The sequence below is a fragment of the Brevundimonas sp. genome (assembly GCF_041911375.1).
Taxonomy (GTDB): domain Bacteria; phylum Pseudomonadota; class Alphaproteobacteria; order Caulobacterales; family Caulobacteraceae; genus Brevundimonas.
Genome location: NZ_JAYRPA010000025.1, coordinates 68,332 through 85,767 on the forward strand (window position 1 = coordinate 68,332; position 17,436 = coordinate 85,767).

Below are 17,436 nucleotides of genomic sequence, written 5' to 3' on the forward strand. Positions count from 1 at the left end.
CGTCGTACGGTCATGAGCATCGGTGCGATTCCCTCGGCAGGCGGTGTAGAGGCGGCCATTCGGCGCGCCTCCAACGCCGTTGGCGTCGACTTCGACTTCATGATGAAGACCGCTCAACGCGAGAGCGCGATGAACCCCTCCGCGCGCGCGCGGACCTCGTCGGCTGCGGGGCTGTTTCAATTTATCGAGCAGACCTGGCTGGCGACGGTCAAGAAACACGGGGCGCAGCATGGTTATGGCCAGTATGCCGACCTGATCCATCGGGGCGGGGACGGGCGCTGGCGCGTCGAAGGTTCGGCCCGCAACGTGGTGCTGGATCTGCGCTTCGACCCTCAGGCCGCCTCGACCATGGCGGCGGAGCTGACGGCGTCGAACGCCGCCTATCTGCGCGGTCGGACGGGACGGGAGCCCGGCGCCGGGGACCTGTACGCGGCCCACTTCCTGGGACCGGCCGGCGCAGCGCAGCTGATGCAGGCGATGGATCGCAATCCCGGCGGCAGCGCGGCGGCCCTGTTTCCTGAGGCGGCCCGCGCGAACCGCAGCATCTTCTACAAGGGCGGACGCGCCGCCTCCGTCGCCGAAGTCCACGCCAATCTGCAGCGCTCGGCCGGGCAGGGCGCGCCGGCCGCCGAGGCGGGCAAGGGCGCGGCGGCCTCTCCGGGTCTCAGCCAGCGGGACCAGTTGCTGGCGGCAAGGCTGGACCGCCTCAAGCAGGATCAGGGGCTGCTGGCGCTGCTGCTGGGGCAGGACGGCTCCGCGGGCGGCGGGTTCGGCGGCGCCTTCTCTCCCTTCGGCAAGGAAACGAGCTGATCGGTCAGACGCCGATGGTAAACCGGACGTTAAGCATGTCAGGTTCACCATTCGGCCCAACGCCGATTCCCGCCTGAGTCCCCATGACCGCCTATCGCGCCCGCCTCACCGAAGCAGACATCCGCCGCCTGGTTCAGGCTGCGGACGAGGATGAGCGCGCAGAGGCGGCGCACAAACTGTGCCGCAGCATGGAACGGGTCGATCTCGATGAGGTAGAGCGCGCCGCGGCGCAGAAGATCATTCGCCTGCTGGCCCAGGACGCGGCCGAGCTGGTGCGCCGGGCGATGGCGGTGACGCTGAAGGCGTCGGACCTTATCCCGCACGACGTGGCGCGTCGGCTGGCTGCGGACATCGACAGCATCGCCTTGCCCATCATCGCATCGTCGCCGGTCTTCACCGACGAGGATCTGATCGAGATCGTCCGCGCGGGATCGGCCCTGCGCCAGACGGCTGTCGCCGGTCGCGCCCGTGTTTCGCGCGACGTCGCCGGCGTGGTGGCCGCCGAGGCCGCGGAACAGGCGGTCCGCACCCTGGTCGCCAACGACAACGCCGACCTTTCCGAGAGCGCCCTGTCGGTCGTGGTCGATCGTTTCGCCGAGTCGGCCGAGGTCGTGACCGCCATGGCCTATCGCCAGGCTCTGCCGCTCCATGTCACCGAGCGCCTGATCGAACGCGCCAGCGACGCCGTTCGCGAACACCTGATCAACGCCCATGCCATCGCGCCCGAGACCGCCATTCGCCTGGCCGCCTTCGCGCGTGAGCGGGCGACCATCGACCTGGTGGATCAGGCCGCGACGACGCCGGACCTGACGACCTTCATGGCGCAGCTGAACGCCCGCAAGGCGCTGAACGCGTCGTTGCTTCTGCGCGCGCTGGCGCGAGGCCAGATGGCGATGTTCGAGCACGGGCTGGCGGAGCTGGCCCACACGCCGCACAGCCGCGCCTGGCTGATGATCCACGATGCGGGACCGCTGGGGCTGAAGGCGATCTACGACCGTGCGGGCCTGCCGCCGCGGCTGTTCCAGGCGTTCCGGTCGGGCGTGGACACCTGGAAGGCGCTGTCCACCGAAGGCGCCGATACGTCGGGCGAGGCCTTCCGCCAGCAGATGCTGGAGCGCTTCCTGACGCAGCGGCCCAATGTCATGCGCGACGACCTGGCCTATCTGATGGAGCGGCTGGACCAGCCCGCGGCCCGCGCGGCCCCGCTGGCCGCAAACGCCGCGTGAAACGACAAAGGCCCGCCGGTCTGGCGGGCCTTTTCGATTTTGCGGCCTGCGCTCAGCCCTTGCGGTGGTCGGCGACGCTGGCTTCCAGACTTTCGGCCAGAACCCGGCCGGTCGGATGGTCGTCGGTCTTGATCTCGTCGCGGACCACGGCCCGGATGGCGTCGATGTGGGCGTCGAGAATGACGATCGGCGCGGTCATCCGCGACGCCGGATCGTCCAGCATGCGGCACAGCGAGCCCGCGATGCGCGTGACCAGCGGATATTCGTAGGTCGTTCCCAGACCCTTCAGGTCGTGAGCGCGAAAATACAGCGCCTCGGCCGTCTCGGGCGTATAGCCCTTCTCGCGGATGTCGGCCTGAGCCTTGTCGAGCTTGGCGACCTCGTCGGACAGCCACTGGCTGAACTGAGCGGACATGGCCCTGAGGGCCTCCTCCGCCTTGGCGATGGCGTCGGCGTTGATGCCGAAGCCGCCGCCAACCTTCTGGCGAAGATTGTTCGGGGGACGAATGACTTGCGCCGAATTGCTCATGGCGGGCTCCATACGATCTGCAGGCAGGTTAGGGCGTCGCCCTTAAGAAGCCGTGACCTTCAGTTGGAGAACTGTTCGGCCATGACGCGCTCTTCGTAAGAGCGGCCGGCGTCGAACAGCATGGTCAGCGCCACGTCCCGGCGTTCGCGCACCTCGACCCGTGCGACGCGCCGCACCTCGAAATTGTCGGCGGTCGCCGAGACCGGGCGCTTGTCGGGCTCAAGCACGTCGAAGGCGACCTTGGCCTGGTGGGACAGCAGGGCGCCGCGCCAACGTCGGGGGCGGAAGGCGCTGATCGGCGTCAGGGCCAGAATTCGCGCATCCAGGGGAATGATCGGACCGTGGGCAGACAGGTTGTAGGCGGTCGAGCCGGCCGGGGTGGCGACCATGCAGCCGTCGCACGACAGTTCCTCCAGCCGCACCCGGCCGTCTACCGTGATGCGCAGCTTGGCGGTCTGGCGCGTCTGGCGCAGCAGGGACACCTCGTTGATCGCCAGACCCGTGTGGACCTCGCCGCTTTCGGTCCAGGCGTCCATCTGCAGGGGGTGGATGACGGTTCGCTCGGCCGAGGCGATCCGCTCGGGAAGACCGTCCTCGTCGAAGTCGTTCATTAGGAAGCCGACGGAGCCCCGGTTCATGCCGAACACCGGAGTCCTGCCGCGAAGGTTGGCGTGGAGCGTCTCCAACATCTGGCCGTCTCCGCCCAGGGCCACGATCACGTCGGCCTCGGCCTCCGGCACGGCGCCGTATCGAGCGATCAGGGCGGCGCGGGCCTGCTGCGCTTCGGGGCGGTCGCTGGCGACGAAGGCGAGGGTCATGGTCACGGGCGGACGTGAACCGAGCTTGGCCGGGAAGTCAAATCGTCGGCGGCTTTTCCATCATCTGGCGAAAGGCGCGGGCCGCGGTCGCGGCGCTGATCGTCGTCGCCGTCCAGGAGTTGTCGCCGGGAAAGCCGCCGCTATGGCGGCGGACGTCGGCCAGCAGCGACGGGAAGACCGCCCGGTCGACGCCGACGGCGACGCAGGCGAGATACAGGGGCTCGGCCGTCGGGGCGCGAACGGCCGCGCGAACCTGGGCTAGGCCGAAGTCGCCCAGCACCGCCAGCGCCTGTTCGAAAAGACCGAACCGTTGTTCGCGCAGCGCGCGCACCAGCAGGCCGGGCCGGAGCTGCCCCGCAGCCTTGAGCTTTTCAACCAGGCGGCGCTCCATCTCCTGCCGCTCGCGGTCCTGGGCGCGGGCGGCCGGTTGCGGGACGGCGCGCCAGGCCCCGCAGGAGGCCGCATCCGCGGCGTCCTGGATGGCGGCGTTGAGCAGACGATCGTCGATCCTGAACCGCTCGCCGATCGACTGTCGCAGCGCCTGGCCCACCCACTGATAGAGGTGTCGCGCCATGTCCTGGCTCAGGCGGGGATGCCGTGTCAGCGGGGCGCGAAGGCCCGCGATCCGACGGGAATGCTCCACAAGGCGCCGCATCGCCGCATCGCCGATGTCGGCCGTGCGGTTGGACGCCAGCGCGGTCATGGTGACGGCCTCGCCCCGATCGATGATGGCGTCCACCACACGGCCGCCGAGGTTCGGGCGGCGGGCCACCGCGATCTGATGCTCCAAGGTGGATTCGACCAGCACGCGGATCAGGTCGATATCCTGCAGCAGCGGACTGGCCAGAATGACCGGGCGGGCGATCTCGATCTCGTCCAGAGCGAGCATGTTGATCAGGGCCGGCGGCGCCCACGCCACGCCGGCCAGGCGCTCGGCCAGCACCTGGCGCACGTCGCGTTCGGCCTGAGCGGCGAGGGTCAGGAAGATCTCGCTGAGGACCGGCTCCATCTCCGAACCGGGCGGGGCCGCGTCGCACAGCGCGGCGACGCCCAGCAGCAGCCGCTGGCGATCGTCCGGCGCGCGACTGTGCGCCAGGGCCAGAAGCCCGGTGATATCGCCCGTCGATGCGGAGGACGGCCTGAACTGCAGAACAGCGGACACGGCGGCTCCCGGGAGCGAGCGGTGGAATCAACGAGACTATGCGCAAGGGTCGTGAAGTTGCGGTTAACGAGATCTGAAGCGAGATCATTAACGACCCGCTATCGCGCGTCCTGCCCTGTTGACGGAGGCGTTTCGGAGGAGGACGGTTGCAGCCAAAAGGAGGAACATCATGGCTGACGGCGCGCATCCCTCGATGAAGTCCCGCGTGAGCGAAGCGGAGTGGCAGGTCCGCGTGGAGCTGGCGGCGCTCTACCGCCTGGTCGCCCTGCACGGCTGGGACGACATGATCTTCACCCATATCTCGGCGCGCGTTCCGGGGCCCGAGCACCACTTCCTGATCAATCCCTACGGCTTCTACTTCGACGAGATCACCGCCTCCTCGCTGGTCAAGGTCGACCTGGAAGGCTCGATCGTGGGGGAGACCCCGTACTTCATCAATCCGGCCGGCTTCACGATCCATTCCGCGGTCCACGCGGCGCGGGATGACGCCAAGTTCGTCATTCACCTGCACACCGTGAACGGCGTCGGCGTCGCGGCCCAGCAGCATGGCCTGCTGCCGATCAGCCAGAACGCGTGTTTACTGCAGTATCAGGTTGCGTATCATGGTTACGAGGGGTTGGCTCTGAACCATGACGAGCGCGAACGTCTGGTCGCCGATCTGGGGGACAAGCCGCTGATGCTGCTGCGCAACCACGGCACGCTGGCGGTCGGGGAGACGGCGGCGCAGGCATGGATCGGAATCTTCTTCCTGGAACGCGCGTGCGCGCAGCAGGTGGCGGCGCTGTCGGGCGGGCGCGAGCATGTGCTGATGGCGCCGGACGAGGCGCAGTCGGAAACCAGGGAGCAGGGACGGGGCATCGGCTTCATTTCCGCCCTTGCCTGGCCGGGCGCGCTGCGTCAGCTCGACCGGAAATCGCCGGGCTACGATGCCTGACCGTCGGCGTCGGGCTGATCGCCGCGCTTGCGGCGTCGCCGACATGGGCCGGCGCCTGGGTGATGTCCAAGGGGCAGGGACAGGCCATCGCCAAGTTCGAGCGCCTGGAGGCCGACAGCGGCATTGATCCCTCGGGGATGGAGGCGCCGCTGCCCGCCGAGCGGCGCGACAGCGCGGTGGCCATCTTTTCCGAGTACGGCCTCACGGATCGGCTGACCCTGCAGGTGAAGGCGGAGTGGCAGTCCGGCGAGGACGCCTTCCTCGATTACGAGGGGCGGGGACCGATCGAGGCGGGCCTGACCTGGCAAGTCCATCGCGACGGCGCCAACGCCGTCAGCGCCTACGTCGGCTACACCCAGGCGGGCGTGGGCCGAAACGCCGGCTATGCGCTGCCGGGCGTGGGCGAGCGGGACTGGGAGGTGCGCGTTTCGGCCGGGCGAAGCCTGCCCGGATTCGGGGGCGCGCTTGGGCCGGACGGCCTGTTCGTCGAAGTGCAGACGGCGCGTCGCCTCAGGGATCAGTTGCCGGATGAAACGCGACTGGACGCCACGATGGGCGCCCTGTTCGGTGATCGGTGGATGATTCTGGGCCAAGCCTATGGCGGCGCTGCGGACGCCGGCGCGCGCTGGCTGTCGGTGGAGGCGTCCCTGGTCAGGGACGTCGGCGACTGGAGCGTGCAGGCCGGATGGCGCCAGACCGTCGCGGGCCGCGAGACACCGATCGCGGCCGGCCCGGTTCTTGCGGTCTGGCGGCGATTCTGACGCAGGCGATTTCGCGACGGAAACCGTCGGCGTGCGCGTTACAGACACTTAATCTTGCGTTGGCGGCGTCAGCCGCTAAGCGTGCGCCTCTCCCCCGTCTTGCGAGTTCTCGCGTGATCAAACGCCACTTTTTCCTCATCGCCGCCGCGGTGCTGCTTGTCCTGATGGTCGTGGCCGCGATCCTGAGGATCGCCTTCGCCTCCGACGGGGCCGAGGGCGCCAGGGGCCCGGGCGGCGCCGGCGGGCGTGGTCAGCAGGTGTCGGAAACGGTTGTGGCGCAGCGCCCGTTCTCCGATCAGATCCAGGTGCTGGGCGTCGCCCGCGGCCTGCGCTCGGTCAACATCACCTCGTCGACGACGGAACTGATCACCCGCGTGATGTTCGTCGACGGCCAGCGCGTCGCCGCCGGCGCGCCGCTGGTCGAGCTTCAGGCGCGCGAGGAAGACGCCGCCATCATCGAGGCGCGCGCGCAGTTGGCCCAGGCCCAGCGGGAGTACGACCGCTACAAGGCGCTGGCTGATCGGGGGATCGCCCCCCGTGTCACGGCCGAGAACGCCGAAACCGCTGTGGAGACCGCCCAGGCCGCGCTGCAGGCCGCCCAGGCGCGTCGTGGCGATCGCGTGATCCGGGCGCCGTTCGCCGGCACCCTGGGACTGACGACGGTCACGGCCGGCACGCTGATCAACCCCGGAGCGGTGATCGCCACCCTGGACGACACCTCGACCATCCGCGTCGACTTCCCGCTGCCCGAACGCTACCTGAACGTCCTTCGGCCCGGCGCTCCGCTGACGGCCACCGCCGACGCCTATGGGGACGAGCCCTTCACCGGCCGGATCGACCTGATCGACACCCGCGTCAACGAAACCACCCGCGCCGCCACGGCCCGCGCCGTCTTCCCCAATCCGGGCGGACGCATCCGTCCGGGCATGCTGCTGCGCGTGTCCGTCCAGCAGGGCCAGCGCCAGGCGGCGTCCGCTCCCGAGGCGGCCGTGCAGTACGAGGGCGCGGGCGCCTTCGTTTATCGGATCGCTCGTGGGAATGACGGATCGACGGCGCAACGTGTCGAGATCGAGACGGGCGTGGTCGAGAACGGCTTCGTCGAAATCCTCTCGGGCGTCGAGGCGGGCGACCGCATCGTCGGCTCGGGCCTGAACCGCATCCAGCCCGGATCGCCCGTAACCGTTGCGGGGCAAGGACGAGGCGAGGGCGCGACAGCCGCCGCCGGCGCCCGAGGCGCCGCACGATGATGCTTTCCGACGTTTCCGTCCGGCGGCCGGTGTTCGCGGCCGTCGCGGCGATCGTGCTGTGCGTGATCGGCACCGCGGCCTTCTTCTTTCTGCCGGTGCGCGAGCTTCCAGACGTCGATCCGCCCATCGTCTCGGTGAACACCAGCTATGCGGGCGCCTCGGCCGAGGTGATCGAAAGCCGGATCACCGAGCCGATCGAGCAGCAGATCGCCGGCATCCAGGGCGTCGAGCGGATCAACTCGACCAGCCGCGACGGGCGCTCGAACGTCAACATCGAATTCTCGCTGGATCGCAACATCGACGATGCGGCCAACGACGTGCGCGACCGCGTCAGCCGCGTGGTGGGGCGTTTGCCGGATCAGGCGGACCCGCCGGAGGTGGCCAAGGCCGATTCCGACAGCCAGCCGATCATCATCGTCTTCCTGCGCTCGACCAGCATGAACCGGTTGCAGCTGACGGACTACGCCGACCGGTATCTGGTGGACCGGATGGCGACGGTCCCGGGCGTCGCCCAGGTCAACATCTACGGCGAGCAGCGCTATTCGATGCGAATCTGGCTGGATTCCGCAGCCCTCGCCGCGCGCGGCCTGACGGTCACCGACGTGGAGACCGCGCTGACGAACCAGAATGTCGAACTGCCGGCGGGCTCACTGGAGTCGACCGACAAGGACTACACGGTCCGCGTGGCGCGCACCTATGCGCGGCCTGAGGACTTCCGTCAGCTGCCGATCGGCACGCGTGGCTCGGCCTCGGCGTCCGCAGCGGTGGCGACCGGATCGGGCAGCGGCTCAGCCGCCATCATCCAGGGCCAGCCGACCTATGTGACGCGCCTGGGCGACATCGCACGCGTCGAGGAGGCGCCCGAGGACGACCGTCGTCTGTTCCGCGGCAACGGCATGGACCAGATCGGACTGGCCGTGACGCGGCAGGCCCAGTCGAACGACCTGGCCATCTCCGAAGGCGTGCAGCAGATGATCGAGGAGATCCGGCCCAGCCTGCCGCCTGGCGTGACGCTGGAGGTCGGGTCGGACAACTCCGTCTTCACCGCGCACGCCATCGACGAGGTGTGGATCACCATCGGCATCTCCATGGCCCTGGTCGCCTTGGTCAACTTCATCTTCCTGGGCAGCCTGCGAGCGGCGCTGATCCCGTCCATCGTGGCCCCCATCTGCCTGCTGGCGACCTTCATCGTCCTGGCGCCGCTGGGCTTCTCCCTGAACCTGCTGACGCTGCTGGCGCTGGTGCTGGCGATCGGCCTTGTGGTGGACGACGCCATCGTCGTGGTCGAGAACATCCAACGTCGTCTGGATCACGGCGAGCCACCGCTGGTGGCGGCCGAACGCGGCGCGCGCCAGGTCTTCTTCGCGGTCGTGGCGACCACGATCGTGCTGCTGTCGGTGTTCGCGCCGCTGCTGTTCCTGCCGGGCTACGTGGGCCGTCTGTTCGTCGAACTGGCGGCGGCGATCGCGGCGGCCGTGGCCTTCTCGGCCTTCCTGGCGCTGAGCCTGTCGCCGATGCTGGCGTCCAAGATCCTGCGCCCCGCCCATGGCGGCGGCTGGGTCGCGCGTCGGGTGGACTGGGGCATGGACCGGCTGAAGGCCTCCTATGCCCGTTCGCTGGGCATGCTGCTGGGCCGTCGTGCGGCGGTCATCGGCGTTGGCGCCCTGATCGCCCTTGTCGCCGCCGGCGCCGGGGGGATCTTCCTGTTGCTGCCGAACGAGCTGGTCCCGGACGAGGATCGCGGCCGCGTCTCCGTCCGTGTCGCCGGACCGGAAGGCGCGGGTTTCGATTACACCCGCAAGATCATGATGGGGCTCGAGCCGCTGCTGGCTGAATACAAGGCCAGCGGAGAGGCCGACAGCTTCCTCATTTCCGCGCCGGGATTCGGCGGCGGCAGCTTCAACTCAGGCAACGGCGTGTTGGTCCTGTCCGACTGGTCCGAGCGTGATCGCTCGGCGGCGGAAATCGCCCAGGAATTGAACGGCAAGCTGCGAGGCCAGACCGACGCCCAGGTCAATGCATCGACGCCGGGCGCCTTCCAGCGCGGCGGCGGCAACTCCAACTCGGTGGAGCTGATCGCGACCGGCACGGACTACCAGCAGATCTACAACTGGCTGCAGCCGTTGCTGGCGGCGGCCCAGTCCAACCCCGGCTTCTCTCGGCCGCGTCTGAACTATGAGCCGAACTCGCCGCGCCTGCTGGTGGATGTCGATCCGCAAAAGGCGGCGGCACTGGGCGTCTCGTCTCAGTCGATCGGCCGGACGCTGGAGACCATGTTCGGCTCCCGCACCGCCACGACCTACATCAAGGGCGGGCAGGAGTACGACGTCATCCTGCAGACCGACCGCGACAATCGTCGTGAGGTGTCGGACCTGGAAGCGCTTTATGTCTCCACCGGCGCGGGCCAACTGGTCCCTCTGTCCGCCGTGGTGACGACCCAGACTTCGGGCGACACGCCAGACCGCCGGCGGCTGGATCGCCAGCGCGCGATCTCGCTTCAGGCCGATCTGAATCCCGGCACGACCATCGACGATGCGGTGCAGTTCCTGCGGGCCGAGGCCGCCAAGCAGCCGCAGGGCGGCGTGATCGTCCAGTGGGGCGGCGCGGCGCGGGACCAGCAGGAGGCGGGCGGCGCCGTCATGGCGGCGTTCGGATTGGCGCTTCTGCTGGTGTTCCTGGTGCTGGCGGCCCAGTTCGAAAGCTGGATCACGCCGGCGGTCATCATGCTGACGGTGCCTCTGGCGGCCGCCGGGGGCCTGTTCGGCCTGCTGATGGCGGGATCCAGCCTGAACATCTACAGCCAGATCGGCCTGATCATCCTTATCGGCGTGGCGGCCAAGAACGGCATCCTGATCGTGGAGTTCGCCAACCAGCTACGCGACCAGGGACGGTCCATCCGCGAGGCGATCATCGAGTCGTCCTCGCTGCGCCTTCGTCCGATCATCATGACGTCGATCGCCACCGCCTTCGGCGCCCTGCCGCTGGTGCTGTGGCAGGGCGCGGGCGCGGGCAGCCGTCAGACGATCGGCGTGGTGATCTTCACCGGCGCGATCTTCGCCACGGTACTGACCCTGTTCGTGGTGCCGGTCATCTATGGGGTGCTGGCGCGCTTCACCAAGTCGCCCGAATGGACCGCCCGCAAGATCGAGGAGTGGGAAGCCCAGGAGATGCGCGAGGGCGGTCCCAAGCCGATCGCAGAGGGCTGATCAGGACGCCGGCGTCGGCGACGGCGCCGGCTGATAGCCGGTTTCCACTTTCAGGAAGGCGATCACGTCGCGTCGGTCGGCGGCGTCGGGCAGGCCCGGAAAGCTCATCTTGTTGCCGGGCAGATAGGTGCGCGGGTTCTGGAGCCAGTGGTCCAGCTTTTCGGCGTCCCAGGTGAAGTCCGCCTCGCGCAGGGCGTTGGAATAGTTGTAGCGCGGCCGTTCGCCGACCTTGCGTCCAAAGACGCCGTGCAGGTTCGGCCCCGTCATGTCGGCGCCGCCCTCGCCGATGGTGTGGCAGGCCCGGCACCGGGCGAAGGCGCGGCGTCCGTTCTCCAGATCGCCGGCATTGTAGGGCGCGGGCAGGGACGCCAGCAAAGCAGCCTTGTCGGCGTCTGAAAGGACGTGGGACGGCTGGGCGGGCGGCGAGTCCGTTTCGTTCTGCGTGCATCCGACGAGGGCCAGCAGGATGGGGGCGGCGAGGGCGAGGCGGTTCATTGTCGGCTCCGGTTTCGACCGTGATAGCGCAACGTGCGGGCGCGGCAATTGGTCAAGCTGACCGTCTGGACGCAGGGGGGGCGCACCTGATAATCAGTGTCAGATACACGCGGGTCCAGCGGGGGCGGCTCGCCCTTATGAGCGTAGATTTTGACCGACACCATCAAGTTGAGCCAGGCCCGTCGCGGTGATCGCGGCGTGATCGTCGAGGTCGGCGGCCACTGTCACCACCAGACCCAAGAGGTCGAGCTGGAGCGCCGGCTGCTGGAGTTGGGGTTCGTCGAGGGCGCGCGCATCGAACTGCTGCACGAGGGCCTGTTCGGCCGCGATCCCATCGCGCTGAGGGTGGATGACATGCGCGTGGCCTTGCGCCGGCATGAGGCCGCCAGCCTGACCATCAGGCTGGACGACGGCGAACGGGGCGCCGCCTGATGGACATGGCCCTGAAGACCGCCCGCGTCGCCCTGGTCGGCAATCCCAACAGCGGCAAGACCGCCTTGTTCAACGCCCTGACCGGCGCCCACCAGAAGGTCGCCAACTACGCCGGCGTGACCGTCGAGCGGAAGGAGGGGCTGATCCGCGCCGCCTCCGGCCGATCCATGTCGGTCCTCGATCTGCCGGGCACCTATTCCCTGCGCGCCCGCAGCCCGGACGAAGAGGTGACGCGCGACGCGGTGCTTGGCCGTCTGGCCGGCGAGACGCCGCCGGACGTGGTCGTCTGCGTGGCGGACGCGACCAACCTTCGCCTGGTGCTGCGCCTGATCCTGGAGTTGAAGGCCGTCGGCCGGCCGATGGTGCTGGCGCTGAACATGTACGACATCGCCCAGCGTCAGGGCCTGCGGATCGATCTGGAACGTCTGCGCGCCGAGCTGGGAGCGCCGATCATCACCACGGTCGCCACCCGCAGGCGGGGGATCGACGACCTGGTCGCCGCGGTGGAGGCGCAGATCGACGCCGCAGCCTCGGCCGAGAGCCGGTGGCGCAGCCCCGACGCCGCCGAGTTGCGCGCGGCGGCCCGCGAAGCCGAGCGTATCATGAAGGCCTGCGTCCAGCCGCCCGAGCGGCCCGACACCCTGACCGGCCGGATCGACGCGGTGCTGCTGCATCCCGTCGCCGGGCTCGCCATCCTGCTGGCCCTGCTGTTCGTCATGTTCCAGGCGGTGTTCAGCTGGGCGGCGCCCCTGATGGACGGCATCGAGGGCGGCATCGGCTGGCTGGGCGGCCTGGTCGCCACGATCCTGCCCGACGGCCTGGTGCAGAGCCTGATCGTGGACGGGATCATTTCCGGCGTCGGCAGCGTGCTGGTCTTCCTGCCGCAGATCCTGATCCTGTTCCTGTTCATCATCGCGCTGGAAGACTTCGGCTACATGGCCCGGGCCGCCTTCCTGATGGACAAGATCATGGGCGGCGCGGGCCTGCATGGCCGCGCCTTCATTCCCCTGCTGTCCAGCTTCGCCTGCGCCATTCCTGGCGTGATGGCGGCGCGGGTGATCGATTCCAGGCGGGATCGGATGACGACCATCCTGGTGGCGCCGCTGATGACCTGCTCGGCGCGGATCCCGGTCTATACGCTGATCATCGCCGCCTTCATTCCCAACGAGACGGTCTGGGGCTTCGCCAACCTGCAGGGTCTGGTGATGTTCGGCCTCTACGCGGCCGGCATCGCCAGCGCGCTGGTGGTGTCGCTGCTGATCCGCAAGGTGTTCTGGCGCGGGGCGGTCGAGCCCTTCATGATGGAGCTGCCGGCCTACAAGACGCCGGACGCCCGCAGCGTCCTGTTCAATCTTTGGCTCCGGGCCAAGATTTTCCTCAACCGCGCCGGCCGGATCATCCTGCCGCTGGTGATCCTGCTGTGGGTGCTGGCGACGTTCCCCTATCCGCCCGAGAACGCGACCCTGCCGGCCATAGACTATTCGTTCGCCGGCATGATCGGCCGGGCGCTGGAGCCCGTTTTCGCGCCCATCGGCTTCAACTGGCAGATGGTCATCGCCCTGATCCCCGGCATGGCGGCGCGGGAGGTGGCGGTGGCGGCGCTAGGCACGACCTACGCCATCGCCGACGCCGAGAACGCCACGGGTTTGCTGGCCTCCACCCTGTCGGCGCAATGGTCGCTGGCGACCGCCCTGTCCTTCCTGGCCTGGTACATCTTCGCGCCCCAGTGCGTGGCGACCCTGGGCGTCGTGCGGCGCGAGACCAACTCGCTGAAATGGACCTGGATCATGATCGGCTACATGTTCGGTCTGGCCTATCTGGCGTCCTTCGCGACCTATCATGTGGCGGTGGCGCTCGGGGGCGGCTAAGGCGGGCGGGCCATCCGCCGCGCGAGCCGTTCCATGAATCCCGCCGTCATCGCCGTCATCCTGGGCGGGTTGGGTCTGATCTTCGGCAGCTTCATCGCCGCGGTCAGCGTCCGCCTGCCGCGAGAGCAGGACATCGTGGCGCAGCGCTCGCGCTGCATGGCCTGCGAGCAGCCTCTGCGGCCCTGGGAGCTGGTTCCGGTCCTGAGCTGGCTGGCGCTGCGTGGACGCTGCGGGCGTTGCCGGACGCCCATTTCGCGGCGCTATCCTCTGGTGGAGATCGGCGCGGCGGCGATCGGCGTCTGGGCCGGGCTGGCGACGCCGGATGCGGCGTTTGCGATCGCGTCCGCTGTCCTGGGATGGCAGATGCTGCTGATCGCGCTGATCGACGGGGAGCACTTCTGGCTGCCGGATGTCCTGACCTGGCCGCTGGCGGGGACGGGGGTGCTGGCGGCCGGCCTTCTTCACGGCTGGAGCGGGGCGGGATGGAGCCTTGTCGGGCTGGCGGTCGGCTTCGCCGCCTTGTGGGGTCTGGCCAGGCTCTACAAGCTGGTGCGCAGGCGCGACGGCCTGGGCGGCGGCGACCCGTTTCTGTTCGCGGCCGGCGGCGCGTGGGTGGGATGGACGGGCTTGCCCAGCGTCCTGCTTTGGGCTTCGGCGGCCGGATTGAGCATCGTCTTCGCCCAGTTGGTCGTGCGGCGTCGCGTCAGCGCCACTGACCGCCTTCCGTTCGGGGTCTTCCTGGCGATCGGCGTCTGGCTGACCTGGCTGTACGGGCCGCTGGGGCTCTAGCGTCCGGTCGTCAGCTTGACGATGATGATGGCCGCGGTGTCCAGGATGGCTTCCGGCGTGTCGGCGCGGCGCAGCAGGTCGAAGCTGGCGGCCGTCGATTCGGCGATCGAGGCGATCTGGTAGGAGGCCAGGCGCGGGTTGTAGTCCTTGGGGTGCAGACCCGCCGCATGGGCCTGGGCGACGCGACGCTCGATCGCCAGGTGCAGGCGGCGCAGGCGGCGCACTCGGCTTTCGACGAAGGCGGCGTCGCCGTTGTCCGCCAGCATATGCTCCACCCGAAGCACCTGGCCGTGCGCCCGCCAGATGGCCATGACGTCGAGAATGAAGGCTCGCGCGATCGCGAACGCCCGGTCGCCGGGCCAGTCGGCCTGGAAGTGATTGGCCAGACCCTGGAAGTCGTCCGCCGCGGCCTCGCACAGCGCCAGCACCGGCTCCTCCACCGTCTTGAAGTAGGTGTAGAAGTTCGAGGGCGACACCCCGGCGGCGGCGGCCAGGTCGGCGACGCGAATTTCGCCGTAGTGCCGTTCATTCAAGAGCCGCCGGGTGGCTTCAAGGATGGCCGTGCGCGTGCGCTCGCCTCGCGCGCCGATCCTGTGCCCCAGCTTGTTCTTGTTGTCGGCCATGTCCTCGCGTCGAAGTGATTGGTGCCGGTTGCAGGAATCGAACCCGCGACATCCAGTTTACAAAACTGGCGCTCTACCAACTGAGCTAAACCGGCCTGACCCAGGGGCCTGTCGCGCCTTATGCGGATGGATCGCGGCGGGCGCAAGCGGGCTCAGTCGAGTTCGGCGGCAATACGGGTCGCCAGCGCCTCGAGCGCCTTGGCGTCAGCCATGGGGGCATGGCCGTGGCCCTTCATCGGCCGATCCTCCCAACGCGGCACGATGTGGAAGTGCAGGTGGAAGACGGTCTGACCGCCAGCGGCGCCGTTGAACTGCATGACGCTGATCCCCTCGGGCTTCAGGGCCTTCTCCACCGCCCGGGCGGTGCGCTGAAGGGCGGCGGTCATGTGAGCCAGAAGCTCGGGCTCGACATCCAGCAGATTGCGGGCCTGGGAGCCCTTGGCGATGATCAGGACATGGCCCTCGGACTGGGGGAAGACGTCCATGAAGGCCAGGACGCGCTCATCCTCCCACACCTTCACCGAGGGCAGGTCGCCCCGCAGGATGCGGGCGAAGACGTTGTCGGGATCGTAGTCGCCGTGCAGGCTCATGGGCGGGCTCCGTTCGCTTGGGTCGTAACGGATAGCAGCCGGGGCCGGCGAGGGGGAGCCTTCGGCGCGCTGACGCATTATGGCGACGCTTGAAAGCGTCGGAGGGCGACATGATCCGTTTCATCATCCAGGCCGTGGTCACCATGGCGGGGCTGTGGCTGTCGGCGCAGGTCGTGCCGGGCGTGGACTTCACCAGCAACGGCTCGCTGGTGGCTGCGGCGATCATCCTGGGGCTGGTCAATGCGATCGTGCGTCCGATCATGGTGGTGCTGACCTTCCCGATCGCGGTGCTGACGTTGGGGTTGTTCCTGCTGGTGGTGAATGCGGCGATGATCGGACTGACGGCCATGTTCCTGGACGGCTTCGCGGTCGACGGCCTGTGGGCCGGTATTGGCGCGGCCATAGTGACGGGCGTGGTCAGCTGGATCGCCGGCGCCTTCATCGGAGAGCGCGAGCGGGCGTGACGCGACGCCGCGTCGTTCCGAGCGCGGCGGATGAGCCGGCGAGTCTAGAACAAGACGGCCGGGTTCATGATCCGTTTGGGGTCGAGCGCGCGGCGGATGGCGGCCATGGTCTCGATTTCGAGGGGAGACTTGTAGCGCTTGACCTCTTCGGTCTTCAGCCGGCCCAGACCGTGTTCGGCCGAGATGGAGCCGTCGTAGGCTCCGACGACGTCGTGAACCACCTGTGAGCCTTCCTTCCAGCGACCGATGAAGGCGGGGATGTCCTGACCGACCCCGGGCAGGATGTCGTAGTGCAGATTGCCGTCGCCGACGTGGCCGAAGACCGAGATGCGGGCGCCGGGATGGAAGCGTTCGACGGCGGCGGAGGCCTCGTCGATGAAGTCGGCGATGCGGCTGATGGGGACGGAGACGTCATGCTTCCAGCCGCCGCCCTCGGGCTTTAGCGCCGCCGAATGTTCTTCGCGCAGGCGCCAGAAGGCGGCGCGCTGGGCGTCGTTCTGGGCGATGGCGGCGTCGGTGATCAGGCCCTGTTCGAAGGCGACTTCCAGCAGGGCCTCCATCTGGGCCTCGGCGGCGCCCGGCGCGCCCGAAGCGATCTCGATCAGGACATACCAGTGGGGCGTCGAGTCCAGCGGCTCGCGGGTGTCGGGAATGTTCTTGAGCACCAGCTCCATGCCGAGGCGCTTCATCAGCTCGAACGCCTCGACGCCGCCGCCGGTCTCGGCCTTTGCGCGGGCCAGGAGTTCGACCGAGGCGGCGGCCGTCTCCAGGCCGACGACGGCGACGGCGCGCGAGCGCATGATGGGAAAGAGCTTCAGGGTGGCGGCGGTCACGACGCCGAGCGTGCCCTCGGCGCCGATCAGCAGATGCTTCAGGTCGTAGCCGGTGTTGTCCTTGCGCAGCCGCTTCAGGCCGCGAAAGATCTCGCCATTCGGCATCACGGCCTCGAGGCCCAGCACCAGGTCGCGCATCATGCCGTAGCGCAGCACCTGAGTGCCGCCGGCGTTGGTGGAGATGACCCCGCCGATCGTGGCCGAGCCCTCGGCGGCCAGGCTGAGCGGGAAGTAGCGGCCGGCCGCCGTCGCCGCCTGCTGCGCCTCCAGCAGGGTCAGGCCGGCCTCGACCGTCATGGCGTCGTCCAGCGGCGTGACGTCGCGCACGGCGCGCATCTTGCGCGTCGACAGCAGAACCTCGCCGAAAGGCACCTGGCCGCCGACGAGACCGGTGCCGCCGCCGTGCGGTGTGATCGCCACGCCTTCGCTCGCGCAGATCGTCACGGCCTTCGCCGTCTCCTCGACCGAGCGCGGGGTCAGCAGGATCGGCGTGTTCCCGGTCCAGCGGTTACGCCATTCGGTCAGCGACGGCGCGATGACCTCGGGATCCTGCGTCCAGCCGCCAGGGCCGAGCGCAGTCTTCAGTTCGTCAAGAACGGCGGAGGAGGGAGCGGACGTCTGCATGCCCCCTTGTGTCAGGCGTGGCCAT

At 68.8% G+C, this 17,436-nt stretch carries 17 protein-coding genes and 1 tRNA gene; 10 read left to right on the forward strand and 8 right to left on the reverse strand.

All coding sequences use genetic code 11. The annotated features are described in order from the left end of the window. Positions 1 to 12: 12 nt before the first annotated feature. Both ACE3PU_RS05355 and ACE3PU_RS05360 read left to right on the forward strand, forming a co-directional pair. Entirely contained in the window at positions 13 to 810 is a 798-nt protein-coding gene (locus ACE3PU_RS05355; protein ID WP_374387441.1) for a transglycosylase SLT domain-containing protein, read from the forward strand. Between the two features lie 83 nt (positions 811 to 893). Then, complete coding sequence (locus tag ACE3PU_RS05360) at positions 894 to 2,036, forward strand: DUF2336 domain-containing protein (protein WP_374387443.1); 1,143 nt, start codon at positions 894 to 896, stop codon at positions 2,034 to 2,036. Between the two features lie 52 nt (positions 2,037 to 2,088). On the opposite strand, the gene ACE3PU_RS05365 is transcribed toward ACE3PU_RS05360, so the two are convergent. Genes ACE3PU_RS05365 through ACE3PU_RS05375 form a run of 3 tightly spaced genes read right to left on the reverse strand, consistent with a single transcriptional unit; the run spans position 2,089 to position 4,545 of the window. Then, positions 2,089 to 2,565 carry an Hpt domain-containing protein gene (locus tag ACE3PU_RS05365; protein WP_374387445.1) on the reverse strand — a complete coding sequence of 159 codons (477 nt, stop codon included), beginning with the start codon at positions 2,563 to 2,565 and terminating at the stop codon, positions 2,089 to 2,091. 59 nt (positions 2,566 to 2,624) lie between these two features. Beyond that, the gene (locus ACE3PU_RS05370; protein WP_374387872.1) at positions 2,625 to 3,383 is read right to left on the reverse strand and encodes an NAD kinase; all 759 of its coding nucleotides are present in this window, start codon (positions 3,381 to 3,383) and stop codon (positions 2,625 to 2,627) included. A gap of 37 nt (positions 3,384 to 3,420) precedes the next feature. Next, positions 3,421 to 4,545, reverse strand: a complete 1,125-nt coding sequence (locus tag ACE3PU_RS05375; RefSeq protein WP_374387447.1) for a DUF2336 domain-containing protein — start codon at positions 4,543 to 4,545, stop codon at positions 3,421 to 3,423. Between the two features lie 169 nt (positions 4,546 to 4,714). Between ACE3PU_RS05375 and ACE3PU_RS05380 the strand changes: the two genes are divergently transcribed. From ACE3PU_RS05380 to ACE3PU_RS05395, 4 genes are all read left to right on the forward strand, one after another. Continuing rightward, entirely contained in the window at positions 4,715 to 5,479 is a 765-nt protein-coding gene (locus ACE3PU_RS05380; protein ID WP_374387450.1) for a class II aldolase/adducin family protein, read from the forward strand. Between the two features lie 62 nt (positions 5,480 to 5,541). Beyond that, complete coding sequence (locus tag ACE3PU_RS05385; protein WP_374387452.1) at positions 5,542 to 6,240, forward strand: hypothetical protein; 699 nt, start codon at positions 5,542 to 5,544, stop codon at positions 6,238 to 6,240. Positions 6,241 to 6,353: 113 nt separating this feature from the next. Then, the gene (locus ACE3PU_RS05390; protein ID WP_374387454.1) at positions 6,354 to 7,487 is read left to right on the forward strand and encodes an efflux RND transporter periplasmic adaptor subunit; all 1,134 of its coding nucleotides are present in this window, start codon (positions 6,354 to 6,356) and stop codon (positions 7,485 to 7,487) included. After that, on the forward strand, positions 7,487 to 10,693 hold the full coding sequence (locus ACE3PU_RS05395) for an efflux RND transporter permease subunit (protein WP_374387874.1): 3,207 nt from the start codon (positions 7,487 to 7,489) through the stop codon (positions 10,691 to 10,693). Before ACE3PU_RS05390 ends, ACE3PU_RS05395 begins: the two co-directional genes overlap by 1 nt. Here ACE3PU_RS05395 and ACE3PU_RS05400 read toward each other — a convergent pair whose 3' ends face one another. Then, positions 10,694 to 11,188, reverse strand: coding sequence for a cytochrome c family protein (locus ACE3PU_RS05400; protein ID WP_374387456.1), 495 nt, complete (start codon positions 11,186 to 11,188; stop codon positions 10,694 to 10,696). Positions 11,189 to 11,338: 150 nt separating this feature from the next. On the opposite strand from ACE3PU_RS05400, the gene ACE3PU_RS05405 reads away from it, so the two are divergent. Genes ACE3PU_RS05405 through ACE3PU_RS05415 form a run of 3 tightly spaced genes read left to right on the forward strand, consistent with a single transcriptional unit; the run spans position 11,339 to position 14,277 of the window. Next, positions 11,339 to 11,620 carry a ferrous iron transport protein A gene (locus tag ACE3PU_RS05405; protein WP_374387458.1) on the forward strand — a complete coding sequence of 94 codons (282 nt, stop codon included), beginning with the start codon at positions 11,339 to 11,341 and terminating at the stop codon, positions 11,618 to 11,620. Beyond that, positions 11,620 to 13,488 (forward strand): ferrous iron transporter B, encoded by a 1,869-nt coding sequence (locus ACE3PU_RS05410; protein WP_374387460.1) that lies wholly within the window; start codon positions 11,620 to 11,622, stop codon positions 13,486 to 13,488. Before ACE3PU_RS05405 ends, ACE3PU_RS05410 begins: the two co-directional genes overlap by 1 nt. 33 nt (positions 13,489 to 13,521) lie before the next feature. Further along, entirely contained in the window at positions 13,522 to 14,277 is a 756-nt protein-coding gene (locus ACE3PU_RS05415; RefSeq protein WP_374387462.1) for an A24 family peptidase, read from the forward strand. Here the strand turns inward: ACE3PU_RS05415 and ACE3PU_RS05420 are convergent. The 3 genes from ACE3PU_RS05420 to ACE3PU_RS05430 all read right to left on the reverse strand — a co-directional run bounded on the left by ACE3PU_RS05420 (position 14,274) and on the right by ACE3PU_RS05430 (position 15,490). Then, on the reverse strand, positions 14,274 to 14,900 hold the full coding sequence (locus tag ACE3PU_RS05420; RefSeq protein WP_374387464.1) for a TetR/AcrR family transcriptional regulator: 627 nt from the start codon (positions 14,898 to 14,900) through the stop codon (positions 14,274 to 14,276). The genes ACE3PU_RS05415 and ACE3PU_RS05420 overlap by 4 nt on opposite strands. A gap of 19 nt (positions 14,901 to 14,919) precedes the next feature. Next, positions 14,920 to 14,995: transfer RNA gene (locus tag ACE3PU_RS05425), tRNA-Thr, on the reverse strand. A 57-nt stretch (positions 14,996 to 15,052) separates the two neighbouring features. Continuing rightward, on the reverse strand, positions 15,053 to 15,490 hold the full coding sequence (locus ACE3PU_RS05430) for an HIT family protein (RefSeq protein WP_374387466.1): 438 nt from the start codon (positions 15,488 to 15,490) through the stop codon (positions 15,053 to 15,055). A 110-nt stretch (positions 15,491 to 15,600) separates the two neighbouring features. Here ACE3PU_RS05430 and ACE3PU_RS05435 point away from each other — a divergent pair, with 110 nt between their 5' ends. Next, positions 15,601 to 15,954 carry a phage holin family protein gene (locus ACE3PU_RS05435; RefSeq protein ID WP_374387468.1) on the forward strand — a complete coding sequence of 118 codons (354 nt, stop codon included), beginning with the start codon at positions 15,601 to 15,603 and terminating at the stop codon, positions 15,952 to 15,954. A gap of 44 nt (positions 15,955 to 15,998) precedes the next feature. On the opposite strand, the gene ACE3PU_RS05440 is transcribed toward ACE3PU_RS05435, so the two are convergent. Then, entirely contained in the window at positions 15,999 to 17,411 is a 1,413-nt protein-coding gene (locus ACE3PU_RS05440) for an FAD-binding oxidoreductase (protein ID WP_374387470.1), read from the reverse strand. Positions 17,412 to 17,436: the final 25 nt, after the last annotated feature.